The organism is Streptomyces sp. NPDC057900, from assembly GCF_042887885.1.
Lineage (GTDB): Bacteria > Actinomycetota > Actinomycetes > Streptomycetales > Streptomycetaceae > Streptomyces.
Genome location: NZ_JBHVOI010000002.1, coordinates 70870 through 97443, shown reverse-complemented (window position 1 = coordinate 97443; position 26574 = coordinate 70870). Strand labels below are relative to the sequence as shown.

The following is a 26574-nucleotide window of genomic DNA, read 5'->3' as shown; positions in this document are numbered from 1 at the left end:
GTCAGGCCAGCTTGGCGGCCTGCGCGTCGATCACGGCGGTCGGCATCTCGAAGCCGCCGCCGGAGGCGGCCGCGCCCAGGTTGAGCGCGGCGAACGAGGCGACCGTGGCGCCCTGCCGGACCTGCACGAGCTTCATCGTCGTCCTGTCGCCCTCCGACTCGATGGTCACCGTCCAGCCGGCGGCGTCCTCGCCGCCCTTGACCTGCTCCTCCGCGATCTTGACGATCTTCTGCTTGGTCCCGCCCGCCGTCAGCGTGAAGCCGGACGCGCACCCGGTCGCCGCCGTCCGCAGGCCGGCCAGGGACTCCTCCGCGCCCTTGCCCTCGTAGGAGGAGAGCGTGGTGAGCGTCGTCGTGATGTCGAAGGCCGCCTCGAACGCCTCGTCGAGGTCGGCGCTGTCCTGGTCGACGCCCTTCTTCGGCTCGCTGATCACCTTGCGCTGGGTGGACGCGGCGGGGGAGCCGGACTTGGCGCCCATCAGCGCGTCGCCGAAGACATCGCAGGCGGCCTTGTCCGAGGTGACGTCATCGGCGGAAACGGCGTCCTGCGGACCGGCCTTGGAGACCTTGTGGCCCTTGACGTCACCCTGGGCGAGCGAGACCTTCTCCAGCTCGGCGGCGGTCAGGACCTTGGCGGCGGCGGGCTTGGCCGAGGAGGCTCCGTCCGCCTTGCCCTTGTCGCCGCCGTCCTTGTCCGCCGCGTCCGAACCGCAGGCCGCGGTGAGCAGCGCCAGGGACATCACGGTGGCGGCAACAGCGGTACGGCGTATGGCAGTGGGTCGCATGGCCCATCCTTCTGTATCAAGTCGTTTCGCCCGCACGAAGGCAGCCGCCGCCGGGTTCGGCGCGGCCATGGGGTGATCGTGGGGGTGCGCCAACTCTATGAGGCCGCTGTGGTTTGGCAATCCGTCAGACCGGGCATCGCCCCTGATCGTGACTACGTCGTGATCACCCCGGGCCTGCTCTGAGCTGGGCCTTCGCCCCGGCGCCGCGGGCCTGAAGGTCGCCGCAGCGCCGGCTCACCTCCGTCAGCGGCCCAGGGCCCGTTGGGCATCGTGCAGGTTCCGGGGGCTGACGGCCTCCGGTGTGCCGTACGCCTCCAGGCGGGTGTGCAGGTCGCCGGTGAAGTCGGGGACGTCGATCTGGCCGAACTCCGTCACCTCGCTCACCCCGACCGTCGCGCTGTAGGGGGCGAGGCCGTCGATGCGCATCAGGCCGGCCCGGCCGTTGGTGACCCGGATGTTCCAGTGGGTGAAGCGGGCGCCGAACAGCGGTCCGGCGCTCGCGTCGCCGCCGTGCTGCCCGTTGTTGTTCACCGTGATGTCGGTGCGGACGTTCGCGAACGGCATCCCCCGGTGCGAGTCGAACGTGCCCATCTCCATCTCGCCGCGCGACCAGACGTTGTAGCTGGACAGCCCCTCGACGTTGATGCCGTGCAGCTGGGTCCCGGCGGGCGCGGGGACGGTGCGCTGCTCGATGGTGAAGTCCTCGATCAGGTTGTCGTGCGAGCCCTCGCGGCAGTAGTACGGGTGGTGCGAGCCGCGCCCCGCGACCCTCGTACGCCGCAGGGTGCAGGCGGAGGCGCCGATGAGGCCGAAGCCGTTGTCGACGTGCCGGACGGTGATGTCGTCGGCCCAGCAGTCGTACGCGCACTGGAACGCGACGCCGTTGTACCCCTTGTCGAGCAGGTGCTGCGACTGCGGGGTCTCGACCGCTTCGAGCGTGAGCCCCTCGACCCCGGAGCCGGTGAGCGGGGCGGCGAGGGTGGTCAGGCGCGGGTCCCACTCGGGGCGGACGTCGAGCGGGAGGGGGCGTTCCAGGGTGACCCTGCGGCCGTGTACGGCGGTGACCCGGACGGGCCATTCGTAGGGAACGTACGAGGTCAGCTTGGTCTTGTCGTCCCAGTAGTACGCCTCGGGGCCCGGACCGCCGCCCGCCATGTGCTCCAGGAGCGTGTGCGCGGAGTCGTCGGCGAGGCGGAGCAGAACGAGTGCGCCGCGCTTCAGCTTCCGGGTGTCGTCGACGGTGATCGTACGGTCGCCGAGTCGGGCGGGGGCGACAGTGGCCAGGGTGCGCCACTCGTCGCGCTTGTTGCCGGTCCAGCCCTCGAAGGGCCAGTCCTTCGCCTTGATCGCGTCGGTCAGGGATGTCCAACGCGCCTCGGGGCAGAGCCAGATGAGACCGCCCGCCCAGGACCAGCTGGACTTGTCGCCGCCGTACCGGCTGCCGTAGACGCCGATCAGCTCGGTGAGGCTGCGGGTCGCGTACAGCTTGGTACGGCCGCTGCCCGCGCCACGCACGACGACGTTGCTGTGACCGATGCGGATGATGTCGTCGATGCGGTACGTGCCCTCGGGGATGAGGACCGTGCCACCGCCGCGTTTTCCGGCGGCGTCGATGGCGCGGTTGATCGCGGGGGCGGCGTCGGCGGAGTTGTCCGGCTTCGCGCCGTAGTGCAGGACGTTGGCGGTGAAGCCGTGTCCGGCGTTCGGGCGGTGGCGCGGCAGCTCTGAGCCGCCTCGGTAGCCCGCGCGGCCGATGAACGGGATCTGCGGGTGGGTGAGGGGCGTCTCGGTGAACTCCCGCCAGAGCGGGGTGTACTGCGGCCTGCCACCGGTCGCACCGGTCGCGGTGCGTGCTGCTGTGCGTGCCGCTGTGCCGTCGCCCGGCGCCGCGAACGCCGTCCCGCCGCCGACCGCTCCGGTGGCCGCTGCCGCCGCGACTGCCACCGCGCTGCCGAGCAGTCCACGCCTGCTGATGTTCCCCAAGTTCCCCATGAGCCCGATCCGCCTTTCATGAATGTGAACGACGTTCATGTCTGCGTCGGCGGTGAGCATGCCACGAGCCCTCGGCGCGGCGAAAGGGGCGTGCGTCGGGGAATTGGGGTGTGTCTTGGCTCAGTTGGCGCGTGTCAGCCGGTGGGGCGCTGAGTCAGATGCGTGAACGCGTCCAGATTCCGGGTGGACTCTCCGCGCGACACCCGCCACTCGTACTCCTTGCGGATCGCGCTCGCGAAACCGAGTTCCAGGAGGGGGTTGAAGGCGCCGTCGGCGGCCTCCAGGACCACGCCCAGCAGCCGGTCCAGCTCCTCGGCCGTGACCACCGAGAGCGGCAGCTTGCCGACGAGGTAGACGTCCCCGAGCGAGTCGACGGCGTAACTCACGCCGAACAGGCGGAGGTTGCGCTCCAGCAGCCAGCGGTGGACCGCCGGTTCGTTCTCGTCGGGGTGCCGGATGACGAAGGCGTTGAGGGAGAGCGAGTGCTTGCCGACGAGCAGCGAGCAGGTGGTGGAGAGCTTGCGGGTGCCGGGCAGCTGGACGACGTAGCTGCCGGGCGCCGGGCTCTCCCAGTCGAGTCCGGCGTCGTCGAGCGTCGCCTCGATGACCTGCGCGACCTGCCCGGCCTGGTTCGTCGTCGCCGCATCCTCGGGTGCATCAGCCATGGTCCGAGCGTACGTCGGATCAGCCGAGCGGTTCGAACGCGTGCGCCTCACAGGTCGCACGGGCGCCTCACGCCTAGCGCAAGCGTCGCGTGCGCCTCACACGTGGCGCGTGCGCACCCGTCGGCGGTGGTCCTGCATCGCCTCCGTGTACACGTCCGCCGTCGCCGCCGCAGCCGTGTCCCAGCCGAACCGCTGGGCATGCTCCGCGGCCGCGGAGCCCATCCGGGTGACCAGCTCCGGCGCGTTCGCGAAGCGCGCCAGCGCCTCCGCGTACGCCGCCGGGTCGTGGCCGGGGATCAGGAAGCCGCTCACCCCGTCCCGCACCGCCACCGGCAGACCGCCCACGGCCGCCGCGACCACGGGGGTGCCGGCCGCCTGGGCCTCGATGGCGACCAGGCCGAAGGACTCGCTGTACGAGGGCATGACCAGCACGGACGCGGCCCGGAACCAGTCGGCGAGCTGGTCCTGCCCGACCGGCGGCTGGAACCGTACGACGTCCGCGATGCCGAGCCGGGCCGCGAGCTTCTGGAGCCCCTCGGGCTTGGCGAGCCCGCTGCCGCTGGGGCCGCCGACGACCGGTACGACGATGCGCGAGCGCAGCGAGGGGTCGCGGTCCAGCAGGACCGCGATCGCGCGCAGCAGCACGTCCGGGGCCTTCAGCGGCTGGATGCGGCCCGCGAAGAGCGGGACCAGGGCGTCCTGCGGCAGCCCCAGCCGGGCCCGCGCCGCCGCCCGCCCGTCGGCCGGGCGGAAGCGGTCCAGGTTCACGCCGGGGTGCACGACGGCGACCGCCTCCGGGGCGGCCTCGTAGAAGCGGACGAGCTGGTCCGCCTCCTCCGCGGTGTTCGCGACCAGCCGGTCGGCCGCGCTGACGATCTGCGTCTCGCCGATGACCCGGGCGGCGGGCTCCGGGGTGTCGCCCTCGGCGAGCGAGGCGTTCTTGACCTTCGCCATGGTGTGCATGGCGTGGACGAGCGGGACGCCCCAGCGCTGGGCGGCGAGCCAGCCGACGTGGCCGGAGAGCCAGTAGTGGGAGTGCACCAGGTCGTAGTAGCCGGGGCGCTGACCGGCCCACGCCTGCATCACGCCGTGCGTGAAGGCGCAGAGCTGGGCGGGCAGCTCCTCCTTGGCCAGACCCTCGTACGGCCCCGCGTCGACGTGGCGGACCAGCACACCGGGCGACAGCTCGACCGCGGGCGGCAGCGCGCCGGTGGTCGAACGGGTGAAGATCTCGACCTCGATGTTGATCGCGGCGAGGCGCTTCGCCAGCTCCACGATGTAGACGTTCATGCCGCCCGCGTCGCCCGTCCCCGGCTGGTGCAGCGGGGAGGTGTGCACGGAGAGCATCGCGATCCGGCGGGGCTTGCGGTGGCCGCCGGGGAAGGAGCCGGAGAGACCGGCGGGGAACCTGAGACGCGGTGCGACGCGGCTGCTGCCGAGCCGAGTGACGTACTGGCTCACGTCGTCCGGTCCTCCTCGTTCAGGGCACTGGTACCGACTCTTTCAAGGCATGGCACCGAAGGGGCACACGGTCCCTTCGATGGGCTGGAACAGTGGAATCCCTCCTTTCATTTCCGCTTTGCCAAATCATTACGGTACGTGTCCGGCGCGTCGCCGCGACTCCAGCACGCCATCCGCTCCACGCCGCTCGTTACGCTCTGTGTCATGCGCCCCATCGGCACCGCGACCCGCGGGACCACCAACCCGAACCGGCTGCGCCGCATGGACCGCTGGATCGCCGCCACCCACGGCCCCGTCCTGCGCCGCGCCGACACCCCCGTCGCGGTCGACCTGGGGTACGGCGCCGCGCCCTGGACCGCGGTCGAGCTGCTGGAGCGGCTGCGCGGCGCGGAACCGCGCACCGCGGTGGTCGGCATCGAGATCTCCCCGGAGCGGGTGGCCGCGGCGAAGCCGTACGAGCGCGAGGGGCTCACCTTCCGGCACGGCGGTTTCGAGATCCCGCTGCCCGAGCGGCCCGTACTGATCCGGGCGGCGAACGTGCTGCGCCAGTACGACGAGGGCGAGGTCGCCGCGGTCTGGCAGCGGCTGTGCGCCCGGCTCGCCCCGGGCGGGCTGCTGGTGGAGGGCACCTGCGACGAGATCGGGCGCCGGCACGTGTGGGTGGCGCTCGGTCCGGAGGGCCCGCGCACGGTGACGTTCGCGACCCGGCTCGGCTCCCTCGACCGGCCCTCGGACCTCGCGGAACGGCTGCCCAAGGCGCTCATCCACCGCAATGTGCCGGGCGAGCCCGTCCACGCGTTCCTGCGCGACTTCGACCGCGCCTGGGCCGCTGCCGCGCCGTACGCCTCGCTGGGCGCACGGCAGCGCTGGATCACGGCGGTACGGGCACTGTCCGGGGACTGGCCGCTGGCGGACGGGGTACGACGGTGGCGGCAGGGCGAAGTCACGGTGAACTGGGCGGCGCTGAAGCCCGAACGGTAGCCCCGGCGGTCGCGGGTTCCGCCCGGATCGGGGGAACTCCCCGCGCGCCGGGAACGTCGGCCGGGCACCGTTCGTCCCAGATATGGGGAGCGGTAGGGGGGAACGCGGCTGGGGCGCCGGCGACCGGGCCGGAATGGACAGGAGATGTGTGAGCCTCTGTTGCTTTTCGGTACGGCATGGCACGATCTCGTCGGTGCCATAAGTTACTGACGGTAAATCAGATCCGGGTGGATCTGTCCGGAGGGGGAGCTCGTGAACCGACGCCACAGTGCCGCCGCGGCGATCACACTGGTCTGCGCGCTGGCCGTACTGGCCGCACCGGCCCAGGCCTTCGCCACGCCCGCACCCCCCGCGCCGGAACAGCCGCCGAAGTCCGGGGACGCCGAAGGCTCCGGAGCGTCCGAGGCATCCGGAACATCCGGAGCGTCCGGCAAGAAGAGCCTCGAAGAGGTGCGCGCGAAGATCGACGCCCTCTACCGCAAGGCGGGGGCGGCGACGGACGCGTACAACCTCGCGGAGGAACGGTCCAAGAAGCAGTCGAGCGAGATCGTCAAGCTGGCGCAGGCCATAGTCGAGGGCCAGGCGAAGATCGCCGAGCTCAAGAGCAGGGCCGGCGCCCAGGCCCGCGAGCAGTACCGCAACGCCGGACTGCCGCCGGGCGCCCAGCTGATGCTCAGCGGCGACCCGCAGCTCTTCCTGGACGGGATCAGCCGGGCCCACCAGGGCCAGCAGGCCGCCAAGGGCGTTCTCGGTGAACTGAACAGGACCCAGGAGGACCTGGAGACGTACACCCAGGACGCGAGCACCAACTGGACCAAGCTCGAAGCCAATCGCGTCAAGCAGGCCAAGGCCAAGAAGAAGATCAACGAGCAGATCGCGGCGGCGAAGAAGCTGGAATCCCAGCTGGAGAAGAAGGAGCGGGCCCGGCTCCTCCAGCTCGAACAGCAGGCGGAGTACAAGTCCCAGACGGCCTGGCTGAGTTCCGGTGCGCTGAAGGAGATCAACCGGGGGGCGAGCGCGAGCGGCAAGAAGGCGGTGGCCTTCGCGACCTCCCAGATCGGCAAGCCGTACAAGTGGGGCGCCGAGGGCCCCGCGTCGTTCGACTGCTCGGGGCTGACGTCACAGGCGTGGGCGGCGGCCGGTCACCCGATCCCGCGCACCTCGCAGGAGCAGTGGCGGCAGCTGCCGCACATCGCCGTCAAGGACATGCGCCCCGGCGACCTGGTCATCTACTTCAGCGACGCCACGCACGTAGGGATGTACATAGGCGACGGCGCGATCGTGCACGCCCCGCGTCCGGGGCGCAACGTCACGATCACGGGAGCGGGATCGATGGAGATCCTCGGGGTCGTACGCCCGGACAAGTAACGGCCGCGGGCCGGGCGGCGAACGCGCACGTCAGGCGGGAACCTTAAGAGAGCCTCAAGGGACTCTTAAGGCCCTCAAGGAGCCCCCGGAACCCGGAAACGGAACGGATTCCGTCGCCTCCGCCGGGCCCGGATCCGCCTCCCGCCCGGCAGTCGTGACCCGCACCACCCGGCGCCCGCCGCTCCACGTGACCTTTGTCATGCGCCGGAATCCGCCGCACCCCCGCCGCATGCCGCCGGATCTGCGTCCTTCCGCGGCTTAAGGCCGATCCGGGAACGGCCGACACGCGTCGGGCGCCATTCCGTTCCCACATCCCGTACCGCTATCGTCCCCGTCTGGCGGGTCGTCGATCGTCGCTCCGCCGCGCCCTCGGGGGGAGGGAAGGAAACCCGATTCGATGCCCGTACCCGTACCGCAGCAGCGTTCCGTTCCCGCTGCGGAGACCAGCTATGGCGCCGACCTCACCCTCCTGGTGATCGAGGACGACCCGGCGGGCACCCTCACCGTCCCGGAACTGCCCGCGACGGCCGGCACCCGGGTCCGTATCCGCAGCGCCCGCAACCTGACGGAGGCGGGCCGACTCCTCACCGACGACGTGGACTGCATCCTGCTGGACCTGGCCCTGCCCGCCGGCAGCGAGGCGCGCACCGCCCGGGGCGAGGACGCGGACAACCTGGCCACCCTCAAGCACGTGCTGCGGATCGCGCCCCGGCACGCCGTCATCGCGCTCACCGCCCAGGAGGACGCCGAGCTGGCCGCGGAGGCGGTACGGGTGGGGGCGCAGGACTACCTCTTCCGCGACGAGCTGGACGGCAGGCTGCTCAGCCGCGCCATCCGCTACGCCGTCGAGCGCAAGCGCGCCGACGTCGCGCAGCACCAGCTCACCGAGTCCCGGCTGCGGGCCCAGGAGAACGCCCGCCTGGAGCGCGGCCTGCTCCCCACCCCGCTGCTCGACGGCTCCGATCTGCACTTCGCCGCCCGCTACCGCCCCGGCCGCAGCCGTGCGCTGCTCGGCGGGGACTTCTACGACACCGTCCGCACGCCCGACGGCACGGTCCACGTGATGATCGGCGACGTCTGCGGGCACGGCCCGGACGAGGCGGCGCTCGGCGTGGAGCTGCGTATCGCCTGGCGGGCGCTGACCCTGGCCGGTCTCTGCGGCGACGAGCTGCTCTCCACGCTCCAGCAGGTCCTGGAGCACGAACGGGAGAGCGAGGAGATCTTCGCGACGCTCTGCACGGTGGACATCGCCCCCGACGGCCGCCGGGCGGGCCTCTGCCTGGCGGGCCACCCCGCACCGCTGATCGCCCGCCAGGGCCGGGCGGCGCATCTGCTCCCGTACCAGGACGGCGGCCCGGCACTCGGCCTGCTGCCACGCGCCCGGTGGCCGCGCCGCCAGGTGGAACTGGGCGGCTCCTGGAGCCTGATGATGTACACGGACGGGCTGATCGAGGGCCGGATCGGCACCGGCACCCAGCGCCTCGGCCAGGACGGAATGGTCTCGATGATCAACCGTCAGCTGGCGGAGGGCCTGACCGGCGAGGCCCTGCTGGAGGCCGCCGTCACCCGCGTCCGCGAGCTGAACGGCGGCGAACTGACCGACGACGTCGCGGTTCTGCTGCTCGACCGCGACGAGGAGGCCGAGCGCCGCAGGCCGCACCACGGCGGCCGGGGCGGGAGCATTCCGCGCCCCCGCCCCGGACAGGTGTCACCCGCGGGCGCTCAGCGCCCGCCGTTGTAGGGCCCGTACGGGCCGTCGCTGCTCGAACCGCCGCGGCGGTTGCCGCCGCCCATGACGGCCTTGAGCGCCGGCCGCACGTCCACGAAGAACACGATGGTCGCGACCAGTCCGGCGAGCTGGATGAACAGCATGGGCACCCAGAGGTTCACCACCACCGTGATGCCGAGAATGATCAGCCAGAAGGGCTTGGTCTTCTTGTCGGCTGCCCGGTAGGCGTCCTCGCGGACGACCGCGGCCATGATCAGGGCCACGACGGCGAGAACGAGCATCGCCGTGTAGATCAGCCCGAGGATTGAGTTGAAGCCTTCGAGCAACATGATGTGCACCGCCTCGTACGTGGGTGAGCGCCTCGCGGCCAAGGTACCGGGACAACGGCCGGGACACCCCAAAAGGTGCCCGACCGCCCTCCCGGCACCCCGGACGGCCGCCGCGCCGGTCGCGTTACTTGGCGGTGGGCGGGGTGGTCTTCTTGGCGGCGGGCTTGCGCGCGGCCGCCTTCTTGCCGGCCGCGGGCGCGGGCTTGGCCTCCGCCTTGACGGGCCTGGCGGCGGGCGCGGGCTTGGCGACCGGCTTCGGCGCCGCCTTGGCCGGGGCGGCAGGGGCGGGCTTGGCGGCGGCCGGCTCGGACTCCTTGCGCGGCTCGACGACGACGGCGATCTCGACGATCTCCTCGGCGGTCTCACCGCGCCAGGTGCGCACGGTCTGCTCGCCGCGCTCGGCGACCTTCTCGTACGTCTCGCGCGCCCGGACCGCGTACTCGGCGGCCACACCCACGCCGCGCAGTGCCAGGTCCTGGGCGCTCTCGCCCAGCTTCTTCAGATCGGTGTCGAACGCCCCGATCACCTCGGTGACCCTGGCCTGGAAGCTGGCCTGCGCCTCCTTGGCCTGCCCGGTCACCTTCTCCTGCACGACCTTGGGGTCGGTGTTGCGCACGGCCTCGATGCGCTCCGGCGCCTCGGCCCGCAGCTGCTCGATCAGCGCCGGAACCTTGCGCGCCTGCTGCACGGCGAGGTCGGCCGTACCGGCGGCGAAGTAGAGGGGGGTCGGGTCGGTGAGGGTCTTGCGCAGGTCATCGGTGATGGCCATGACTGTGGTCCTCCCGGATCATCAGACTCAGTGTGAGGGTTTTGAAGGCTTTGAAGCTGTATCGGCAGCACTGCCGTCGGCATTGAAGGGCGCATCCGCACCGGACGCACTCCCCTCCTCACCCCCGGGCCCGTCCTCGAACCCGTTCTCCTTGCGGAAGGAGGCGTAGATCTGCAGCAGCACGCTCTTCTGCCGCTCGTTGATCGACGGATCGGCCAGAATCACCGCCCGCGTCTCCAGCTCGTCCCGCTCCCGCTCGTCCAGGATCCCGGCCCGTACGTAAAGGGTCTCGGCGGAGATCCGCAGCGCCTTGGCGACCTGCTGCAGCACCTCGGCACTGGGCTTGCGCAGCCCGCGCTCGATCTGGCTGAGATAGGGATTGGACACCCCGGCGGCTTCCGCGAGCTGCCGCAGCGACAGCTGCGCGGTGCGCCGCTGCTCACGCAGGTACTCGCCGAGGCTGCCGACGTTGAGTGATGCCATGGATCGATGGTGGACCCTCGGCGCTAACTTTTGCAAGCAGCCGCTTGCAAAAGTGTTCCGAACCACTCGTACGGGTCTGCCGCTGCGTACGCCCGGTGTCCGCCCCGGTGTCTCGCGCGTCAGCCCGGCGCGTCCATCAGGGCGGCGACATAGGCGTCCAGCCGCTCCTCCACAGCTCGCGTCGTCAGCTCCGTCCTCCCGGCCTCCCGCCACGGCTGCGACACCGACCGCACTTCCTCCGAGGCGGCCAGCGCGTCCCGCACCCGCCAGTACAGCCGCTCGCTCTCGCTCGCGGCCAGCACACCGCCGGCCTCCTCGTAAGCATCGGCGAACCGCAGCCCCCAGGCCGGTCCGTGCAGCAGCGCGAGAACGGCGGAGCAGTGCGCCACATCGAGATCGGCCGGGCCCCAGGAGGGGCCTGCCCAGTCGATGACGCCGGTGATCCGAGCGCCTTCCGGGTTCGAAGGCGGCACGTCGAACAGCACGTTGCCGGGCTGGAAGTCCCGGTGCAGGAAGCGCCCTTCGTAGGGTGGCGCGGGTCTGCGGATCACGTCGGCGGCCGCGGCCCATACGGCCGCGTCGGCGCCCTCGGGAACCACGACGGTGTCGGCGGTCGTCAACGTCGTGTATTTCCGGGGCCGCTCAGCGGGGCACACCGCGTGGATCGCGACGAGTTGACGCGCCAGCAGGCGCACACGCGTCTCCACACCCGTGTCGTCAAGGACCGTCCGGCCCGCCAGATGGGTCATCAGGAGCGACGGATACTCGCACTGCGCGGCGGTCGGATCAACCGCGACCAGTGAAGGAGTCGGCACGCCGGTGCCCGCGAGCATGGTCAGAGCTCCGGCCTCCCCGGTCAGCCCGTCCTCGGCGTTCTCCAGGTGGAACGGGTCGACGTAGCTCCGCAGCACCAGTTCACGGGTGCCTCCGCCCCGTGTGCCGATGATCAGCCTCCGCATCTCGGCGGTGATGCCGCCGTGCAGCGGCTCGGCTTTGACGATCCGTTCGCCGGCATCCAGGTGCCGACCCACCCAGGCCAGCGTCAGCGGTCGGACGGGCACGGCATCATCGTGGTTCATCACCGTGCCACCTCATCATCCGGGCGGCGGCACGGGCGAAGGCTTTTACGGGTACCGACGGCCGTGCGGCCCAGTCCTTTGCGCCTTTGCGGCTGAGCCCGTTCCTTTTGAGAGCATCCGCCTTGAGGGCCTCAGGGCGTGGGCGCGGTGAGATACCGCTGGACCGTGGGTCCGAGCCAGTCCACGATCTCCTCGCGGCCGAGCGCCATGCTCGCCGGGAACCGCAGCACGTAGCGCGTCAGCGCGAGCCCGAGCATGGTCGAGACGCACAGCGCAGCCCGCGCCTGCGCCTGCTCCGGCTCGTGGCCCAGCCGGCGGGCCAGCGGGATCATCTGGTCACGCAGCACGCTCTGCATGCGGTCGGCGGCGGCCGGGTCGGTGGCGCCGACCCGCATCAGCGCGGTGAGTTCCGCGTTCTCCTCCCACAGGGTGAGGAAGTGGCGCACCAGCGTGCGGCCGATCTCCTCGCGCGGTTCGAGGGACAGGCCCGGCAACCCGGGATCGATCGCGACGGCCGCCGCGAACAGGCCCGCCTTGTTGCCGTAGTAGCGCATCACCATCGACGGGTCGATCTTCGCGTCGCGCGCGATGGCCCGGATGGTCGCCTTCTCGTAGCCATCCGCCACGAACCGCTCACGGGCCGCGGCGAGGATCGCGGCGCGGGTGGCGTCGGAACGCCGTGCGGCCTGCTGGTTCTCCGTGGTGCCGGTCATGCCAACAACGTAGACCAACGGGTGTTGACAGTCCAGAGCTGCGGCTCTACGTTTGCCAACACCGTTGACCAACAGCGTTGGCAAACGGGCGTTGGCACAGCCGCTACCGGCCGGCCTCGATGCCGTGGGACAACCGACAGCGAAAGGAAGTACCGAAGATGGCCAAGCTCCAGAGTCTCGACCCGCACACGCCGATGTCCGCGCAGTTCAAGGAGAAGACCGGGCCCATCGTCCTGGCCAACACCTTCGTCGTCCCGAAGGAGGGGACCGAGGCGTTCCTGGCCCTCTTCCGGAGGCAGGCGGAGTTCATGGAGGCCCAGCCGGGATTCGTCTCCGTGCGGATGCACCGGGGAACGGGGGACAGTCGGCTTCTGATGAACGTCGCGGTCTGGGAGTCGACCGAGGCGCTCGCCACGGCGTTCGGCAGCCCGGAGTTCCAGCGCATGGCTGCCGAGTTCGGCGACGACATCGTCTCGTACCCGCACATCTTCGAGCAGATCGACGTCTGACACGGCAGCGGCAGTCGGGGAGGGGCAGCCGGAGAAGCCCTGCCCTCCCCCGGCAGTCACGTATCCACGCGCCGTGCCGGGTCGCCGAGGCCGGGCCCGAAACCGGCCGCGCCCCGCGCCGCGCACCTCGCCGAGCCCGCCGCCTCCGCGGCTGGACCCCGCCCAGTCCTGACCATCAAAGGAGAAGAACCATGTCGCTGAAGAACGTCAACACCGTCCTGGCCACCGCCTGCGTCCTGTTCAGCCTCTACCTCGCGGTGTCCTTCATCCTGACCCCCGGGACGGCCGCCCCGGGCTTCGGCCTGCCGACCTGGCCCGCCGGGGACGGCGGCGGCTTCCTCAACGTGAAGGGCAACCGCGAACTCGCCATGGGCCTGGGCATGGGCGTCCTGCTGGTGACAGGCCAACGCCGCGCCCTCGGCTGGGTGGTGCTGATGGTGGCCGCCGCCCCGTTCGGCGACATGATCACCGTCCTGACCCACCACGGCGCCCTGTCCGCCGCGTTCGGCATCCACGGCCTGACCTCGGCATTCATCGCGGCCACCGGCCTGCTGATCCTCCGCGAGACCGGCAGGTCCCACACGGCCCCCGCCCCGGCGCCCGCCTGACAGCTGTTTACCCCGAAGGGGTGGCCGCCGCCCGAGCCGGCGGACCCGGTGGAGCCGGACCATACGTCAGGGCAGCGGCTGGACCGGTTCCGCCATCCGCTCGTCGAAGCGGGCGCGGGCGGCGTGGATGGCATGGGCGTGGTCGACGGCCCAGTCGGCGATGGCGGTGGTCAGTTCGCCCGCCGCGCCGCCCTCGGCGGTGAGCGCGTACTCGACGCGGGGCGGGACGGTCGGGTAGACGGCGCGGGCGACCAGACCGTCGCGTTCGAGCGTGCGCAGGGTCTGGGTGAGCATCTTCTGGGTGATGCCGTCGAGAATCCGCCGCAGCTCGTTGAAGCGCAGCGGCCGCTCGGCACGGCGGAGGGCGGCGAGGACGTAGAGGGACCACTTGTTGGCGAGCACCTCGACCACCGTGCGCGACGGGCAGTCGCGGCGGTAGGTGGCGTACTCGTCGGCGAGGGCACGGCGGGCGGCGGCATCCATGAGGCCAGTATCCATCAGGTACCTGAATATCAATCAGGTGCCTTCTTCACAACGGATACCGCTGCTGGCGAAGATGAACGCATCGCGCAGACGATCTTGTGGGAGGGAATCATGCGCAGCGTTCTGATCCGCTCGTTCGGTGGTCCGGAAGTCGTCGAGCTCGCCGGGGCGATGCCGGAGCCTCGGCCTGGACCCGGACAGGTGCTGGTCCGTGTCGCGGCCGCCGGGGTGAATCCGGCGGACTGGCGGATCCGGGCCGGGGAGGTGCACCGGCTGGGAGAGCCGCCGCTGGGACTGGGGCTGGACGTCGCGGGCACGGTGGTCGCCGGGACGGCTGAGGGTGGCCGGTTCCGGGCCGGGGACCGGGTGTTCGGGGTGGTGGCGCCGCCGCAGGGGTCCTTCGCCGAGTACGTCGCCGTCCCGGAGACGGCTCTGGCGCTGACCCCGGACGGCCTGGAGGACACCGAAGCCGCCGCGCTGCCCGTCGCCGGGCTGACGGCCTGGCAGGCGCTGGCCGGCGCGGCACGGGTGCTCGCGGGTGAGCGCGTGCTCGTTCACGCGGCCGCCGGCGGCATCGGCCACCTGGCCGTGCAGATCGCCAAGGCGCACGGGGCCCATGTCGTCGGCACCGCCGGGACCGCCAACCAGGCGTTCCTGCGCGCCCTCGGAGTGGACGAGGCGGTCGACTACCGCACGACGGACGTGTTCGCGCGGCCGGACCGGTTCGATGTCGCGCTCGACCCCATCAGCGGGACGAACGCGCTGCGCTCGCTGGACCTGCTGCGCCCCGGCGGCCGGCTGGTGGACGTACGCGGCACCGGCCCCGACCGCACCGAGCTCCGTGAGCGGGCGGCGGCACGCGGCATGGAGCTGACGGAGCTGTACTTCCGCCCCGACGCGGCGGATCTCGACGCGCTGGCCGGCCTCGCGGCCAGGGGCGCGCTGCGCCCACGCCTCGGACGCGTCCTGCCGCTGGAGCGCGCCGCCGAGGCGCTGGCCGAGGTGGAGCGCGGCCACGCCCGCGGGAAGGTGGTCCTCACCGTCGCGGCGGGGTGACGCGGTGACGGGCGCGATGGCCGGGCGCGCTATCGAGGCGGGATGACCGGGCGCGATACGGTGCGTTGGTCTTCAGGGTTGTACCGAGGGGGAGGAAGCGATGACGACCGAATTGACACCAGAGCTGGCCGAGGCGATCCAGCGCGGCTACGAGCAGCGCGACCGGGCGGACATGGCACCGACGATCGCCTATTTCCAGGCGCTGCTCGCGGACCATCCCGATCACCCGGTCCTGGTGTACGAGGTGGCCGGGGCCTACGACACCGCGGGCGAGGAGGAGACCGCCCGTGGCTACTACGAGCGGGCTCTCGCCCTCGGTCTCGACGGTGACGTCCTGCGCCGCTGCCTCTGCCAGTACGCCAGCACCCTGAGGTGGCTGGGCAAGCTCGACGAGTCGCTCGCGGTGCTCGACCGCGCCGCAAAGGAGTTCCCGGACTCCGACTCCGTACGCGTCTTCCGCGCTCTGACTCTCAACGACGCCAAGCGGGCGGACGAAGCAGTCGCCGCGTTGCTGACCGTCGTCACCGGTCACGCCGAGGTCACCGACCTCGGCCGGTGGGCGGTCGGGCTGCGCGGTCTCGCACAGTGGCTCGACGACGGCCGCCCCGAATAGCAACTCCTATGGGTTCGACTCCTGGTTGAGGGACGTTCTCGTCTCGCTCGGCTCTGCGCATTCGTCGGCGAAGGCGCAGAGCCTGCGGATCAGGCTCAGGTACGTGGCGGGGTCCGTGGTGCGCGGTGCGTGGGGCGCTTCTGCGTGCCACTGATGCCACAGGCCGCCCGGAGCCAGGAACCGGGCGCAGTGGTCGTCCCCGAGGTTCAGCCCGGTGAACATGAGGGCGCCCATGACCACGACCTGGTCGTAGCCGAGGTCCGGGCGGCGAAGGTAGCGGTCGAGGTAGGTGGCCAGCAGTTCGGCGTCGCGCGGGGTGCCGAAGTGGGCGAGGGCCACGCTGTACGCCAGCCCCACGCAGCAGACCTCGCTGTCCAGCAGGAGTTCTCCGAGGCGCTCTCGGAACTCGGTCCGGCGGGAGACCGCGATGAGCCACGCGGCGGTCCTGCGCTCGCGCCATCCGCCCTCCAGGAGGGTGGCGATCTCGTCCGGGGTGACGCGTCCCGCGTCTTCGCCGAGGGCTCGCACGAAGCGGTCGTACGCGGGACCGGGCATGGTCAGCACACCGCCGCCGAGCTTCTGGTAGCGGCGCTCCGGCGTGACGTAGCGGCGGACCAGGGCGCGCAGTTCGGTGTCCTCGTGAGCGTGGCGCATCACAGGATCCTGGCGCTCCGGCGCGCGATCGGCCACCCCTTCTCCGAAGCTCCTCTACCGAAGCGGAAGGGCGGGGGACGGCTTCGTCCGGCGGCTGAGCGCCCATACCGCCAGTGCGGCGACGGCGTAGGCCGCGCCCAGCAGGCAGGAGGCCCGCCAGCCGGCGGCGGCGTACGCCCAGGTCGTGGTGGTGGCGCCGAGGGCGGAGCCGAGCGAGTAGAAGGCCATGTAGGCGCCGATGACGCTGCTGGAGCGTTCGGGGTGCGCGGTGGTGAGAAGGTGCTGGTTGCTCACGTGGACCGCCTGGACGGCGAAGTCGAGGAGTACGACGCCCGCGATGAGCGGCCACAGGCTCGGGGACGTCCACGCGGTGAGCGTCCAGGAGACCGCCAGGAGCACCAGTGACCAGCCGGTGACGGCGTGGGCGTGTCCCGCGTCGGCCCAGCTGCCCGCGCGTGCGGCGGCCACCGCGCCGATGAGGCCGGCCAGGCCGAACAGCCCGATCACCGTCGTGCCGAAGTGCCACGGCGCGGCCCCCAGCGGCAGGGCCAGCCCGCTCCACAGCGTCCCGAAGGACGCGAACAGGAAGAACGCGATCAGCCCTCGGCCGAGGAGGAGCCGGTCCGTGACGACGAGACGTCCCGCGGTGGCCAGGACGTCCCGGTAACGGGCCCGCGCGGGCCGGACGTCGGCGGCCAGGGTCAGGCGGGCGATCAGGGCGAGAGCCAGGCAGAGCACGGCGAGTACGGCGTAGACGGAGCGCCATCCGAGGCTGTCCCCCAGCACGCCCGCGAGCAGCCGGACGCCGAGGATCCCGAGCACCACGCCCGAGGTGACCGTGCCGATGTTCCGGCCGCGCTCGCCCGGGGGCGAGGTGGCCGCGACGTAGGCGACCGTGATCTGTACGACCACCGCGAACAGGCCCGCGAGCGCCAGCCCGGCGCCGGCCGCCGACCCGCCGGGAGCGAGTGACGTGATCGCCGCTCCCGTCCCGGTGAGGACCAGATGCCCGACGATCAGCGTGCGCCGGTCGAGTACGTCCCCGAGGGGCACCAGCAGGACGAGCCCGGCGAAGTAGCCGAGCTGGCCGGCCGCGACCAGCCGTCCCAGCTCCGGTCCGGCCAGCCCGAGTTCGCCGCCCGCGGACCCCAGCACCGGCTGGATGGCGTAGATCGTGGACACCGCCACCGCGCACACCGCCGCCAGGACGAACCGCTGACCGCGCGTGATCGTCGACCTTGTCGACGGCATCCCCGCCACGTCCCCACCACTCTCCGATTGGTTTCAATCTGCAACCGTTTGAGAGTAGGGCACCACCGCTTGAGGCACAATGGTTTCAATCTGAAACTCATAGGGGGCCCGATGACGGACGCGGTACCGACCGAGCGGAACCGGACAGCGCACGACCCGGCCGGGCAGCACCGGACCGAACAGGACCCGGCCGGGCAGGACTGGACCGATCCCGGGTGTCCGGTCGCGCGCACGGTCGATCTCGTGGGCGACCGCTGGAGCCTGCTCATCGTCCGGGACGCGATGGACGGCGCGGCGTCGTTCACCGACTTCCGCAACCGCCTCGGGGTCGCCCGCAACATCCTCAGCGACCGGCTCCGGAAGCTCACCGCGCACGGCATCCTGGCCACGAGCACGCCGCCCGGGGCCAAGCGCCACACCTACCGGCTGACCGAGTCCGGCCAGGAGCTGTTCACCGTCGTCGTCGCGCTCAGGCAGTGGGGCGAGCGGCACGCCTTCGCGCCCGGCGAGGACCACTCCGTCCTCGTCGACGACGGCGGGCGGGACGTGCCCCGCTTCCGCGTGCTGGACCGGAGCGGCCGGCCCGTCACCGCGGCGACATCACATGTGCGGAAGGTCGGTGAGTGACACCGCCCGGCCGCTCACCGCTCACCGCCGCTCGTGCGCGCGGTACCTCCCCGCCCGCTCCAGGGCGTCGGCCGCCCGGGCCGCCAGCTCGGCTACGAGATCGGCCGCGGGCGGCACGTCGGTGATGAGGTCGGCGCCCTCACCCGCCCATACCGGCACGGGCGGTACGGAGCCGTCGGCCACGTCGTCCCGATAGCGCTGCCGGGCGCCGGGGTCCGCCGCGAGTTCCGCCTCCCGGCCCCGCCACCGGTCGAGGTAGAGGTGACCGAGGGTGCGGGCCGTGTACTCCGCCGGCCACCGCGACTCCCTGGCGATGTCGAGAACGCGGCTGCGCTCCGTCTCCTGCCCGCTCCCCCGCACGATCGCCCCGGTGACCGAGGCGTCGGCAAGGGCCTCTGCCGTGGCCTGGAACCGGGTGCCGATGAGCGCCCCCGCGGCGCCCAGGGCAAGGGCGGCCGCCACGCCCCGGCCATCGGCGATCCCGCCGGCCGCAAGGACCGGGACCGGCCCGGCCAGGTCCACCACGACCGGCACGAACGGCAGCGTGGACCTCCCGCGCCGGGCGCCGTGCCCACCGCCCTCGGTGCCCTGCGCCACGATGACGTCGGCGCCCAGGTCCATGGCCTGCCGCGCCTCCTCCACACCGGTGACCTGGATGATCAGCGCCGCACCCGCCTCTCGGACGCGTCCCGCGAACGGGCCGGGGTCCCCGAACGACAGCATCACCGCGCGGGGCCCGTGCTCCAGCACCCCCTCGACCGCGCGGATATCAGTCGCCCAGCTCAGGAAGCCGACGCCCCACGGCTCCGCCACATCCGCCACGAGCGGCAGTTCACGGGCCAGCCAGTCCGGGTCGCCCATTCCCGCACCCAGCATCCCGAGCCCGCCGCCGCGCGAGACGGCCGCCGCCAGCGCGCCCCCGGCCGAACCGCCCATCGGCGCCAGCACGATCGGGTGCCGCACACCGAGCAACTCCGTGAACGCGGTAGCCAGTTCCATCCCGTCAGTATCGCCGTACCCACCTTTTTGTGGGTACTTGGCAGCCGACCCCGCCGGGGCGAACCTGGATACGGAAGACGGCGGAGCGGCGGCCGGAATCAGGACTCGGGACTCGGGACTCGGGACTCGGAAAGGAGAGCGTGAGCCCGGTCAGGACGCCTGGGCGGAACCGGTCAGCCGGTCCAGGCGGCGGTGTCCCCAGTCGGACAGCGGCGCCAGCGTCTCGGAGAGTTCCCGGCCGAACGGGGTCAGGGAGTACTCGGTCCTGAGCGGCAGTTCGTCGTACACCTCCCGGTGCACGAGTCCGTCGTCCGCCATCTCGCGCAGCGCCTGCGTCAGCACCTTCTCGCTGAGCCCCGGCAGCTGCCGCCGCAGCTCCCCCGGGCGGCACGGCCCCGACTCCAGCAGCCAGAGCAGGGCGGTCTTCCACTTGCCGTCGATCACCGCGATCGCGGCCGTCACTCCACAGACACTCGGGTCCTTCGCACGGCTGCGCGTCATCTCGGTCCTTCCATCACTTTCGTCAACGTACTCAATTTCCCACGGAGTTGAACCATGTCCGCATCTGCTTCCTCATCCACATCCACATCCACATCCTCCGGACAGTCTGCCGTCACCGTGCTCGGACTGGGCCCGATGGGCCGTTGCCTGGCCGGTGCGTTCCTGGACGCGGGTCTGCGGACCACGGTCTGGAACCGGACCCCGGGCCGGGACCGGGAGCTGCTCGAACGCGGCGCGGCCGGCGCCCCCTCGGCCGGGGAGGCGGTCGCCGCGAGCCCGCTGACCGTGGTGTGCGTCGTGAACTACGACGCGGCCGACGCCGTCCTGCGGAGCGATACGGTCACGGCCGCGGCCAAGGGGCGCACGGTCGTGAACCTGAGCGCCGACACCCCGGAGCGGGCCCGGTCCGCCGCGCGGTGGGCCGCCGCGCACGGCGTCCGCTACCTGGACGGCGCGATCATGACACCGACCACCACCATCGGGACACCGGCCGCCGTGTTCCTCCACAGCGGCCCGGCCGAGCTCTACCGGGAGCACCGGCCGGTACTGGAGGCGCTGGGCGGCACCCACACCCACCTGGGCGAGGAGACCGGCCTGGCGGCCGCGTACGACATCGCGCTGCTGGACATCTTCTGGACCGCGATGACCGGCTTCGCACACGCCCTCGCGGTGGCGCGGGCGGAAGGGATCACCGCCCGCGAACTGGCCCCGTTCGCCCAGGGAATCGGCGCCATCCTGCCCCCGCTCTTCGAGCAGTACGCGGGGGCCCTGGACGACGGGGACTTCTCCGGCAACGACAACCCCCTCACCTCGGCGGCGTCCTCCATGGCCCATATCACCCACGCCTCCGAGGCCCACGGCATCGACGCGGGCGTGATGCGCGCGGCCGGCGAACTGGCGCGGCGGGCCATCGACGACGGACACGGCACCGACGGCTTCGTGCGGATCGCGGAACTGCTGAGGGATGGCGGGGAAGCAACACTTTGAAACCAGCGGGTTCGCAGATTCTGAAGGTCGACTGGAAGTGAACGCGCTGGAATGGCGGGCGTTGGACGGGCTGGCACTCAGGTTTTGCGCTGTTTGAATGCTCCAGTGATCGAACTGGTGGTTGTCCTGGCAACGGCAGGACTGACGGCGTGGTTGCTCCGACGCAGAGTGAAGCAGCGGGCAGACAGTGCCGCTCAGGGAAATGTGATCAAGTTTCCCTGCCTGCTCCGCCATCCCTCGCTTGAAGGGCGGTGGCTGCGGGGACGACTGCTGGTAGGCCCCTCTGGAATGGCCTGGGAGCCACGGACCAGAGCCGGTGCGGCAGTGTCTCTCCCGGAGGGGCTGCGGCAGGTCAGATTGCGGTCACCGTCATGGCGCGAGTCGTTGACGATCAACGGTAGGTCCAGAATCGTCGAGTGCAGCTCCCTTGAAGGGGACCTTCTTGTTGCTGTGATGCCGAATGAATTGGATCACGTGCTCACTGCCTTGAAAAGCAGCTGAGCAGGGCAGGACGTATCCCTTGAGCCGACCCGCCGGGATGGGCCCGTGGCCCCTGACCGGCGCATCCCGGCGCTCGCGTCGCAAGGCCCTGAAGAGCGACCGCAGCCCAGTGGAGTACGGGTAGTTGACGGCGGCCACCCTCACCTCGTCGCGGTGACTTCGTCGAGCGACGCGAGGTGGTCCCAGTTGGGAAAGACGGCCACGACGTGCAGCGTATGGCCGCGGATCGTGCTCCAGGGCACTGCTGGTGAGGGCCGTCTGCCTTCGCCGCGGAGTGCGGAGTACTGACACCTGGCGAGAGCCCGCGCGAACTCCAGTTGATTCCGGCTCAACCGCCGCCGCCACTAACGCTGTCGGCGCGGGCCCTGACCGCGAGGGCCGCCGCCAAGGTGCTCGGTACGAGCAGCAGGCCGAAGGCGGCGGCGTACCCGGCCAGGTCGGCGGAGCCGATGCCCAGGAAGAGGTTGAAGAGGGCGGAGGACGCCCCCATGACCGCCATCTGCCCCAGGTTCTGACTGGTCTGCATGGCGCTGCTCGCGTACCCCTGACGGCCCGGCGGGCTGTGGGTGAGCGAGAGCAGGGTGAGGGACGGGGCGACCATGCCCATGCCGATGGCCGCGAGCACCATGGCCCCGGCGGCGGTGAGGGCGGGTGTCCCGGGGAGCGTCCCGGCCGCGGCGGTCACGACCGCCGCGGCCATCACCAGCGATCCGACGGTGACCATACGGTGCCGGGAGACCCGCCCCTGGAACCGTCCCTGCAGCCAGGAGGCGCCCGCCCAGGCGATGGCGGCGCCGGTGAACGCCAGCCCCGTCAGCACCGGCGGCACATGCCGGGCGGTGTCCAGCAGCAGCGGCACGAAGGCCTCAAGCGTGAAGTACGCCCCCGACGTCAGACCACGGAGCAGCACGGCGGCGGGCAGCCCCCGCGCGGCGCGCCAGGTGCCCGGCGGCAGCAGGCGGGGCGTGAAGACCACCAGCAGCGCCAGACCCGCCACCCCGAACAGCAGATGGCGCACATCCCAGCCCGAGACGGCGTACTGCCCCAGCGCCGCGCCCACGCTCACCGCCGCCGCGACCAGCAGCGCGGGGCGCGGCACCCGGTCCACCGACGCCCCTGACGCCGGGTCCGCGGGCGCCGCCCGCCAGGAGCGGCTGCGCAGCAGGAACACCACGGCCAGCGACGGGATCACGGTCAGGGCGGCGAGGCCGTAGAACACCACCCGCCAGGACCACCGGTCGGCCACCAGTCCGGCCAGCGGCGGACCGGTCAGCGACGGGATGATCCAGCAGGTACTCATCAACGCCAGGGCACGCGCCCGCAGCCGTTCCGGGTAGGCGTGGGCGATGGCGGTGTTGATGGCCACCGCGATCATCCCGGCCGCCACCCCGTCCAGGAAGCGCCCGATCGCCAGCTGCCAGATGGTGGTACTGGACGCGGACACCACCAGGGTGACCACCGCCAGCACCACACCGGCCGCCAGCGGACGCGCGGGCCCGGCACGGTCCGCCCAGTCGCCGCCCAGCACCCCGCCGAGCAGGCTCGCGGCGACGAAACAGCCCGCGACCAGGGGGTAGAGGTGGACCCCGTCCAGCTCCCTGGCGGCCGCCGGGAGGGTGGGCACCACGGCGAGCGCGGCGAACCCGGTCAGGAACATCACGGCGGCGAAACCGATGGTCGCGGCCGCGTACGTCCGGGAGAACAGGCGCTCCTCGACGGCGGTGCCCGGCTTCACCGGAGCCTGCTCGGTCATCGCCCTCCACCCGTTGCCCGAGGGGCAGTTGACCGGGTGCGGAACACACGTATCAACGCGTCGCGCGGCGCTTGGGGATCATGGGTCACGGGCGCCAAAGCTATGTGCGCGGCGCCACGGACTGCCACTCCTTTTCGTGCCGCGGAGAGAAGCCGGCGCGGGGACGGCGCCTTCACGGTCAGCGGCCGGGCGCGCGCCTGTTCCGGAGAGCTCCAGACAAAAGATCGGTAGCGGACAATCCGCCACAGTCCGAATTGTTACCCTGGCGGACATGACCGCCATGGCTCCCACCCGCAGCGAACCGGACCTCTCCTACCTCCTGGACCACACCAGCCACGTCCTGCGGACCCAGATGTCGGCGGCGCTCGCCGAGATCGGGCTCACTGCACGCATGCACTGCGTCCTGGTCCACGCCTTGGAGGAGGAGCGCACCCAGATCCAACTCGCCGAGATCGGCGACATGGACAAGACCACGATGGTGGTGACGGTGGACGCCCTGGAGAGCGCGGGCCTCGCCGAGCGCCGGCCCTCAAGCCGGGACCGCCGGGCACGGATCATCGCCGTCACCGAGAAGGGCGCCGAGGTCGCCGCGAGGAGCCAGGCCATCGTCGACCGGGTGCACGCGCACGCCCTGGCCGGACTGGACCGCGACGGCCGGGCGGCACTGCTGCGCGCCCTGGAACAGCTGACGGGCGACCGCCTCGCCACCCCGGCCGAGACCCCCGCGACGGCCCGCCGGGCCCGCCAGAGCCAGAAGTAACCCGACCCGTCCCCGACCCGTGCCCGACCCCACGAGATCCACGAGATCCACGGGCCCCATGGAGATCCACAGAAAACAGAACCGAAAGAAATAGTCTGCAACAAAACCATCTGTTAGCGTCTCTCTTGTCGATCCGACCGACAGGAGAGTCCGATGTCCGCGCCTTTGCCTGCTCACACGCCTCCCACCGCCCGTTCGCGCCGGCTCGCGCTCGGCGTGATCGCCACCGGCCTGCTGATGACCGTGCTCGACGGCTCGATCGTGACCGTGGCCATGCCCGCCATCCAGAACGACCTCGGGTTCTCGCCCGCGAGCCTCAGCTGGGTCGTGAACGCCTACCTGATCGCCTTCGGCGGACTGCTGCTGCTCGCCGGCCGGCTCGGCGACCTCATCGGCCGCAAGCGGATGTTCCTGACCGGCACCGCCGTCTTCACCGCCTCCTCGGTACTGGCGGGCGCCGCCGGCTCCCCCGCACTGCTGATCACCGCCCGGTTCCTCCAGGGCGCGGGCAGCGCCATGGCCTCCGCGGTCGGCCTGGGCATCCTCGTCACGCTGTTCACCGAGAGCCGTGAACGCACCAGGGCCATCGCCGTGTTCAGCTTCACCGGAGCGGCGGGCGCGTCGATCGGGCAGGTGCTCGGCGGGATCCTCACGGACGCCGTCGGCTGGCACTGGATCTTCCTCATCAACCTGCCGATCGGGGCCGCGGCGCTCCTCGTCGCGGTACGCGTCCTGCCCGCCGACCGGGGTCCGGGGCTGCGCGCCGGGGCCGACGCCATCGGTGCCGTCCTGGTCACCTCCGGGGTGATGCTGGGCATCTACTCGGTCGTCGAGGTCGGGACGTACGGCTGGCTCTCCGCGCACACGCTCGGTCTGGGCGCACTGGCCCTGGCCCTGCTCGCCGCGTTCGTCGTCCGCCAGGCCACCGCCCGTACGCCGTTGCTGCCGCTGCGCGTCCTGCGGTCGCGGAGCGTCTCGGGCGCCAATCTGGTCCAGATGCTCATGGTGGCCGCGCTGTTCTCGTTCCAGATCCTGGTCGCGCTGTACCTCCAGCGGGTACTGGGCCACGGCGCCGCCACCACCGGTCTCGCGATGCTGCCCGCCGCCGCCGTCATCGGAGCCGTGTCGCTCGGCGTCTCGGCCCGGCTGAGCGCGCGGTTCGGTGAGCGCAACGTCCTGCTTCTGGGACTCGCCCTGCTGATCGCCCTGCTCGGCCTGCTCACCCGGCTCCCCGCCCACGGGCACTACGCCACCGACCTGCTCCCGCTGATGTTCCTCGCCGCGGGCTTCGGCCTCGCCCTCCCGGCGCTCACCGCGCTCGGCATGTCGGGGGCGGGCGAGGAGGACGCCGGGCTCGTGTCGGGGCTGTTCAACACCACCCAGCAGCTCGGCATGGCGGCGGGTGTCGCCGTCCTCTCCACCATGGCGGCCTCCCGCACCGACACCCTGCTCTCCGAGGGCAGCAGCCGGGCCGAGGCGCTGACCGGCGGCTACCACCTGGCGTTCGCGGTCGGCGGCGGGCTCCTCACGGCCGCCTTCCTCGTCGCACTCACGGTCCTCGGACGCACACGACCCGGCACCGGCCGACCGGAGCACGGTCCGGCTCACCGGGCCGGGGCCGCCGACACCGCCGACGCGGTCCGATCCGCATAGCCGGCGGGCAGGCACCGGGCAGCGGGTAGGTCCCCGTGCCCCTTCCGGCCATAGGATCCCGCCCATGGCACCCGACCCCGGCTACACCTGCTCCCGCTGCGGCGGACACCACTCGGAACTCCCGATGGGGTACTCGACCATGGCCCCCGACGTCTGGGACGCGAGCCTGGAGAGCGATCCCGACAGCATGCTCTCGACGGACCAGTGCATCGTCAGACACGAGCACTACTTCATCAAGGGTCTGATCGAGATACCCGTGGCGGGCAGCCAGGAACCGTTCTCCTGGGGCGTCTGGGTGTCACTGAGCCGGGAGAACTTCGGCCGCGCCCTCGACGTGTGGGAGACCCCGGGCCGGGAGTCGGAGAAGCCGTACTTCGGCTGGCTGACCACCGAGCTGGGGCTCTACTCCCCCCGTACGACCAATCTCAGGACCAACGCCCACACCCGCGAGATCGGCCGGCGCCCGCTCATCGAGCTGGAGCCCACGGACCATCCGCTCGCGGTGGAGCAGCGGAACGGAATCACGTTCGACCGGGTACGGGAGATAGCCGAAGCGGTGCAGCACGCCGAGGACAACGGCTAACGCGTGCCCGGTCCCAGCCCCGACCGCAGCTGAACGAACCCCAGCTCCGCCGCCTCGACCGCGTCCGCGTACACCTCGTCCGCGCTCTGCCCCGCACTGATCCGGCGCCAGTTGTCCAGGGCCAGGATGCGCAGGACCGCGATGATCTGGCCCGCCGCCAGCCGGTCCGGCACCGTGTCCCCCAGGGCGCGGGCGAGGGCCGCCTCGGAGCGGCCCTGGTACGCGTAGAGCCTGGCCACCAGGGACGGGGTCCCGTACAGCAGCCGGTGGAACGCCAGCACCTCGGGCACGTCGCACAGGCCGGTGACCGGGTCGCGCCGCTCCAGGCCGTCCAGGAAGTGGCGCCGCAGCGCGTCGAGCGGGGATTCGCCGTCCGCGCGGGCGGCGACCACCCGGGCCGACTCGTCCTCGTGATCGGCGAACCGGTGCAGGGCCAGGTCCTCCTTGGATGGGAAGTACCGGAAGAGCGTCGGCTTGGAGATGTCCGCGGCGGCCGCGACCTCCGCCACCGAGACCTTGTCGAAGCCGCGCTCCATGAACATGGCGATCGCGGCGTCGGACACGGCCTGGTACGTCAGCTGCTTCTTCCGCTCGCGCAGGCTCATCGGCGCGTTCGGCCCACGGGGCGCGTCCTCGTCCGCCACCGCGCCGGACCTGGGCTTCTCTCCGCTCATGACCATGCA

At 71.7% G+C, this 26574-nt stretch carries 28 protein-coding genes; 12 read left to right on the top strand and 16 right to left on the bottom strand.

Annotation, left to right across the window (positions count from 1 at the left end; all coding sequences use genetic code 11):
• Position 1 precedes the first annotated feature (1 nt).
• The 4 genes from ACFVQ0_RS07530 to mshA all read right to left on the bottom strand — a co-directional run bounded on the left by ACFVQ0_RS07530 (position 2) and on the right by mshA (position 4902).
• Positions 2 to 784: a hypothetical protein gene (locus ACFVQ0_RS07530; protein WP_390085591.1), complete on the bottom strand. Its 783-nt coding sequence runs from the start codon at positions 782 to 784 to the stop codon at positions 2 to 4.
• Positions 785 to 1027: 243 nt separating this feature from the next.
• On the bottom strand, positions 1028 to 2776 hold the full coding sequence (locus ACFVQ0_RS07525) for a glycosyl hydrolase family 28-related protein (RefSeq protein WP_390085589.1): 1749 nt from the start codon (positions 2774 to 2776) through the stop codon (positions 1028 to 1030).
• A gap of 134 nt (positions 2777 to 2910) precedes the next feature.
• Positions 2911 to 3441, bottom strand: a complete 531-nt coding sequence (locus ACFVQ0_RS07520; protein WP_390085588.1) for a YbjN domain-containing protein — start codon at positions 3439 to 3441, stop codon at positions 2911 to 2913.
• Between the two features lie 96 nt (positions 3442 to 3537).
• Positions 3538 to 4902 (bottom strand): D-inositol-3-phosphate glycosyltransferase, encoded by a 1365-nt coding sequence (gene mshA, locus ACFVQ0_RS07515; RefSeq protein ID WP_390085586.1) that lies wholly within the window; start codon positions 4900 to 4902, stop codon positions 3538 to 3540.
• Between the two features lie 204 nt (positions 4903 to 5106).
• On the opposite strand from mshA, the gene ACFVQ0_RS07510 reads away from it, so the two are divergent.
• The 3 genes from ACFVQ0_RS07510 (at position 5107) to ACFVQ0_RS07500 (ending at position 8992) form a co-directional block, all read left to right on the top strand.
• Positions 5107 to 5883 (top strand): class I SAM-dependent methyltransferase, encoded by a 777-nt coding sequence (locus ACFVQ0_RS07510; protein ID WP_390085585.1) that lies wholly within the window; start codon positions 5107 to 5109, stop codon positions 5881 to 5883.
• A gap of 252 nt (positions 5884 to 6135) precedes the next feature.
• A complete protein-coding gene (locus ACFVQ0_RS07505; protein ID WP_390085583.1) occupies positions 6136 to 7251 on the top strand; it encodes an NlpC/P60 family protein in 1116 nt (371 codons plus the stop codon).
• Positions 7252 to 7648: 397 nt separating this feature from the next.
• Positions 7649 to 8992, top strand: coding sequence for a PP2C family protein-serine/threonine phosphatase (locus tag ACFVQ0_RS07500; protein ID WP_390085581.1), 1344 nt, complete (start codon positions 7649 to 7651; stop codon positions 8990 to 8992).
• Here ACFVQ0_RS07500 and ACFVQ0_RS07495 read toward each other — a convergent pair.
• The 5 genes from ACFVQ0_RS07495 to ACFVQ0_RS07475 form a co-directional block, all read right to left on the bottom strand.
• Positions 8974 to 9309 (bottom strand): DUF2516 family protein, encoded by a 336-nt coding sequence (locus tag ACFVQ0_RS07495; protein ID WP_389208034.1) that lies wholly within the window; start codon positions 9307 to 9309, stop codon positions 8974 to 8976. The genes ACFVQ0_RS07500 and ACFVQ0_RS07495 overlap by 19 nt on opposite strands.
• A 124-nt stretch (positions 9310 to 9433) precedes the next feature.
• Positions 9434 to 10078 carry a hypothetical protein gene (locus ACFVQ0_RS07490; protein WP_390085579.1) on the bottom strand — a complete coding sequence of 215 codons (645 nt, stop codon included), beginning with the start codon at positions 10076 to 10078 and terminating at the stop codon, positions 9434 to 9436.
• 27 nt (positions 10079 to 10105) lie between these two features.
• Complete coding sequence (locus ACFVQ0_RS07485; protein WP_390085577.1) at positions 10106 to 10561, bottom strand: helix-turn-helix domain-containing protein; 456 nt, start codon at positions 10559 to 10561, stop codon at positions 10106 to 10108.
• 119 nt (positions 10562 to 10680) lie between these two features.
• The gene (locus ACFVQ0_RS07480) at positions 10681 to 11640 is read right to left on the bottom strand and encodes a phosphotransferase family protein (protein WP_390085575.1); all 960 of its coding nucleotides are present in this window, start codon (positions 11638 to 11640) and stop codon (positions 10681 to 10683) included.
• A gap of 131 nt (positions 11641 to 11771) precedes the next feature.
• A complete protein-coding gene (locus tag ACFVQ0_RS07475; RefSeq protein ID WP_390085574.1) occupies positions 11772 to 12353 on the bottom strand; it encodes a TetR family transcriptional regulator in 582 nt (193 codons plus the stop codon).
• A 158-nt stretch (positions 12354 to 12511) separates the two neighbouring features.
• Here ACFVQ0_RS07475 and ACFVQ0_RS07470 point away from each other — a divergent pair, with 158 nt between their 5' ends.
• The gene (locus ACFVQ0_RS07470) at positions 12512 to 12862 is read left to right on the top strand and encodes an antibiotic biosynthesis monooxygenase family protein (protein WP_390085572.1); all 351 of its coding nucleotides are present in this window, start codon (positions 12512 to 12514) and stop codon (positions 12860 to 12862) included.
• Between the two features lie 191 nt (positions 12863 to 13053).
• Positions 13054 to 13470, top strand: a complete 417-nt coding sequence (locus tag ACFVQ0_RS07465; protein ID WP_390085570.1) for a DUF4267 domain-containing protein — start codon at positions 13054 to 13056, stop codon at positions 13468 to 13470.
• Between the two features lie 66 nt (positions 13471 to 13536).
• On the opposite strand, the gene ACFVQ0_RS07460 is transcribed toward ACFVQ0_RS07465, so the two are convergent.
• Positions 13537 to 13953, bottom strand: a complete 417-nt coding sequence (locus ACFVQ0_RS07460) for a winged helix-turn-helix transcriptional regulator (protein ID WP_390085568.1) — start codon at positions 13951 to 13953, stop codon at positions 13537 to 13539.
• A 111-nt stretch (positions 13954 to 14064) separates the two neighbouring features.
• Here ACFVQ0_RS07460 and ACFVQ0_RS07455 point away from each other — a divergent pair, with 111 nt between their 5' ends.
• Positions 14065 to 15009, top strand: a complete 945-nt coding sequence (locus ACFVQ0_RS07455; RefSeq protein ID WP_390085566.1) for an NADP-dependent oxidoreductase — start codon at positions 14065 to 14067, stop codon at positions 15007 to 15009.
• 100 nt (positions 15010 to 15109) lie between these two features.
• Positions 15110 to 15622 (top strand): tetratricopeptide repeat protein, encoded by a 513-nt coding sequence (locus ACFVQ0_RS07450; protein WP_390085564.1) that lies wholly within the window; start codon positions 15110 to 15112, stop codon positions 15620 to 15622.
• Positions 15623 to 15628: 6 nt separating this feature from the next.
• Here ACFVQ0_RS07450 and ACFVQ0_RS07445 read toward each other — a convergent pair whose 3' ends face one another.
• On the bottom strand, positions 15629 to 16276 hold the full coding sequence (locus ACFVQ0_RS07445; RefSeq protein WP_390085563.1) for a DUF6000 family protein: 648 nt from the start codon (positions 16274 to 16276) through the stop codon (positions 15629 to 15631).
• A 54-nt stretch (positions 16277 to 16330) separates the two neighbouring features.
• Entirely contained in the window at positions 16331 to 17527 is a 1197-nt protein-coding gene (locus tag ACFVQ0_RS07440) for an MFS transporter (protein WP_390085561.1), read from the bottom strand.
• A 111-nt stretch (positions 17528 to 17638) separates the two neighbouring features.
• Here ACFVQ0_RS07440 and ACFVQ0_RS07435 point away from each other — a divergent pair, with 111 nt between their 5' ends.
• On the top strand, positions 17639 to 18154 hold the full coding sequence (locus ACFVQ0_RS07435; RefSeq protein WP_390085559.1) for a winged helix-turn-helix transcriptional regulator: 516 nt from the start codon (positions 17639 to 17641) through the stop codon (positions 18152 to 18154).
• A gap of 21 nt (positions 18155 to 18175) precedes the next feature.
• Here ACFVQ0_RS07435 and ACFVQ0_RS07430 read toward each other — a convergent pair whose 3' ends face one another.
• The gene (locus tag ACFVQ0_RS07430) at positions 18176 to 19153 is read right to left on the bottom strand and encodes an NAD(P)H-dependent flavin oxidoreductase (protein WP_390085557.1); all 978 of its coding nucleotides are present in this window, start codon (positions 19151 to 19153) and stop codon (positions 18176 to 18178) included.
• A gap of 150 nt (positions 19154 to 19303) precedes the next feature.
• Positions 19304 to 19654, bottom strand: coding sequence for a winged helix-turn-helix transcriptional regulator (locus ACFVQ0_RS07425; protein ID WP_390085555.1), 351 nt, complete (start codon positions 19652 to 19654; stop codon positions 19304 to 19306).
• Positions 19655 to 19708: 54 nt separating this feature from the next.
• Here ACFVQ0_RS07425 and ACFVQ0_RS07420 point away from each other — a divergent pair, with 54 nt between their 5' ends.
• The gene (locus tag ACFVQ0_RS07420) at positions 19709 to 20641 is read left to right on the top strand and encodes an NAD(P)-dependent oxidoreductase (RefSeq protein ID WP_390085553.1); all 933 of its coding nucleotides are present in this window, start codon (positions 19709 to 19711) and stop codon (positions 20639 to 20641) included.
• Between the two features lie 829 nt (positions 20642 to 21470).
• On the opposite strand, the gene ACFVQ0_RS07415 is transcribed toward ACFVQ0_RS07420, so the two are convergent.
• The gene (locus ACFVQ0_RS07415; RefSeq protein WP_390085551.1) at positions 21471 to 22895 is read right to left on the bottom strand and encodes an MFS transporter; all 1425 of its coding nucleotides are present in this window, start codon (positions 22893 to 22895) and stop codon (positions 21471 to 21473) included.
• Between the two features lie 271 nt (positions 22896 to 23166).
• On the opposite strand from ACFVQ0_RS07415, the gene ACFVQ0_RS07410 reads away from it, so the two are divergent.
• The 3 genes from ACFVQ0_RS07410 to ACFVQ0_RS07400 all read left to right on the top strand — a co-directional run bounded on the left by ACFVQ0_RS07410 (position 23167) and on the right by ACFVQ0_RS07400 (position 25891).
• Complete coding sequence (locus ACFVQ0_RS07410) at positions 23167 to 23655, top strand: MarR family winged helix-turn-helix transcriptional regulator (RefSeq protein ID WP_390085550.1); 489 nt, start codon at positions 23167 to 23169, stop codon at positions 23653 to 23655.
• Between the two features lie 153 nt (positions 23656 to 23808).
• Positions 23809 to 25308 (top strand): MFS transporter, encoded by a 1500-nt coding sequence (locus ACFVQ0_RS07405; protein ID WP_390085548.1) that lies wholly within the window; start codon positions 23809 to 23811, stop codon positions 25306 to 25308.
• 64 nt (positions 25309 to 25372) lie between these two features.
• On the top strand, positions 25373 to 25891 hold the full coding sequence (locus tag ACFVQ0_RS07400) for a DUF2199 domain-containing protein (protein WP_371777030.1): 519 nt from the start codon (positions 25373 to 25375) through the stop codon (positions 25889 to 25891).
• Here the strand turns inward: ACFVQ0_RS07400 and ACFVQ0_RS07395 are convergent.
• Positions 25888 to 26571 carry a TetR/AcrR family transcriptional regulator gene (locus tag ACFVQ0_RS07395; RefSeq protein WP_390087698.1) on the bottom strand — a complete coding sequence of 228 codons (684 nt, stop codon included), beginning with the start codon at positions 26569 to 26571 and terminating at the stop codon, positions 25888 to 25890. The genes ACFVQ0_RS07400 and ACFVQ0_RS07395 overlap by 4 nt on opposite strands.
• Positions 26572 to 26574: the final 3 nt, after the last annotated feature.

Bases quoted from the DNA above. Each gene is read 5' to 3' on its own strand.
- ACFVQ0_RS07410 (WP_390085550.1), top strand. From the start codon at position 23,167: ATGACCGCCATGGCTCCCACCCGCAGCGAACCGGACCTCTCCTACCTC.
- ACFVQ0_RS07470 (WP_390085572.1), top strand. From the start codon at position 12,512: ATGGCCAAGCTCCAGAGTCTCGACCCGCACACGCCGATGTCCGCGCAG.
- ACFVQ0_RS07485 (WP_390085577.1), bottom strand. From the start codon at position 10,561: ATGGCATCACTCAACGTCGGCAGCCTCGGCGAGTACCTGCGTGAGCAG.
- ACFVQ0_RS07435 (WP_390085559.1), top strand. From the start codon at position 17,639: ATGACGGACGCGGTACCGACCGAGCGGAACCGGACAGCGCACGACCCG.
- ACFVQ0_RS07510 (WP_390085585.1), top strand. From the start codon at position 5,107: ATGCGCCCCATCGGCACCGCGACCCGCGGGACCACCAACCCGAACCGG.
- ACFVQ0_RS07530 (WP_390085591.1), bottom strand. From the start codon at position 784: ATGCGACCCACTGCCATACGCCGTACCGCTGTTGCCGCCACCGTGATG.
- ACFVQ0_RS07395 (WP_390087698.1), bottom strand. From the start codon at position 26,571: ATGGTCATGAGCGGAGAGAAGCCCAGGTCCGGCGCGGTGGCGGACGAG.
- ACFVQ0_RS07455 (WP_390085566.1), top strand. From the start codon at position 14,065: ATGCGCAGCGTTCTGATCCGCTCGTTCGGTGGTCCGGAAGTCGTCGAG.
- ACFVQ0_RS07425 (WP_390085555.1), bottom strand. From the start codon at position 19,654: ATGACGCGCAGCCGTGCGAAGGACCCGAGTGTCTGTGGAGTGACGGCC.
- ACFVQ0_RS07415 (WP_390085551.1), bottom strand. From the start codon at position 22,895: ATGACCGAGCAGGCTCCGGTGAAGCCGGGCACCGCCGTCGAGGAGCGC.
- ACFVQ0_RS07480 (WP_390085575.1), bottom strand. From the start codon at position 11,640: ATGAACCACGATGATGCCGTGCCCGTCCGACCGCTGACGCTGGCCTGG.
- ACFVQ0_RS07420 (WP_390085553.1), top strand. From the start codon at position 19,709: ATGTCCGCATCTGCTTCCTCATCCACATCCACATCCACATCCTCCGGA.
- ACFVQ0_RS07460 (WP_390085568.1), bottom strand. From the start codon at position 13,953: ATGGATGCCGCCGCCCGCCGTGCCCTCGCCGACGAGTACGCCACCTAC.
- ACFVQ0_RS07525 (WP_390085589.1), bottom strand. From the start codon at position 2,776: ATGGGGAACTTGGGGAACATCAGCAGGCGTGGACTGCTCGGCAGCGCG.
- ACFVQ0_RS07490 (WP_390085579.1), bottom strand. From the start codon at position 10,078: ATGGCCATCACCGATGACCTGCGCAAGACCCTCACCGACCCGACCCCC.
- ACFVQ0_RS07405 (WP_390085548.1), top strand. From the start codon at position 23,809: ATGTCCGCGCCTTTGCCTGCTCACACGCCTCCCACCGCCCGTTCGCGC.
- ACFVQ0_RS07495 (WP_389208034.1), bottom strand. From the start codon at position 9,309: ATGTTGCTCGAAGGCTTCAACTCAATCCTCGGGCTGATCTACACGGCG.
- ACFVQ0_RS07440 (WP_390085561.1), bottom strand. From the start codon at position 17,527: ATGCCGTCGACAAGGTCGACGATCACGCGCGGTCAGCGGTTCGTCCTG.
- ACFVQ0_RS07520 (WP_390085588.1), bottom strand. From the start codon at position 3,441: ATGGCTGATGCACCCGAGGATGCGGCGACGACGAACCAGGCCGGGCAG.
- ACFVQ0_RS07430 (WP_390085557.1), bottom strand. From the start codon at position 19,153: ATGGAACTGGCTACCGCGTTCACGGAGTTGCTCGGTGTGCGGCACCCG.
- ACFVQ0_RS07475 (WP_390085574.1), bottom strand. From the start codon at position 12,353: ATGACCGGCACCACGGAGAACCAGCAGGCCGCACGGCGTTCCGACGCC.
- ACFVQ0_RS07400 (WP_371777030.1), top strand. From the start codon at position 25,373: ATGGCACCCGACCCCGGCTACACCTGCTCCCGCTGCGGCGGACACCAC.
- ACFVQ0_RS07445 (WP_390085563.1), bottom strand. From the start codon at position 16,276: ATGCGCCACGCTCACGAGGACACCGAACTGCGCGCCCTGGTCCGCCGC.
- ACFVQ0_RS07500 (WP_390085581.1), top strand. From the start codon at position 7,649: ATGCCCGTACCCGTACCGCAGCAGCGTTCCGTTCCCGCTGCGGAGACC.
- ACFVQ0_RS07465 (WP_390085570.1), top strand. From the start codon at position 13,054: ATGTCGCTGAAGAACGTCAACACCGTCCTGGCCACCGCCTGCGTCCTG.
- ACFVQ0_RS07450 (WP_390085564.1), top strand. From the start codon at position 15,110: ATGACGACCGAATTGACACCAGAGCTGGCCGAGGCGATCCAGCGCGGC.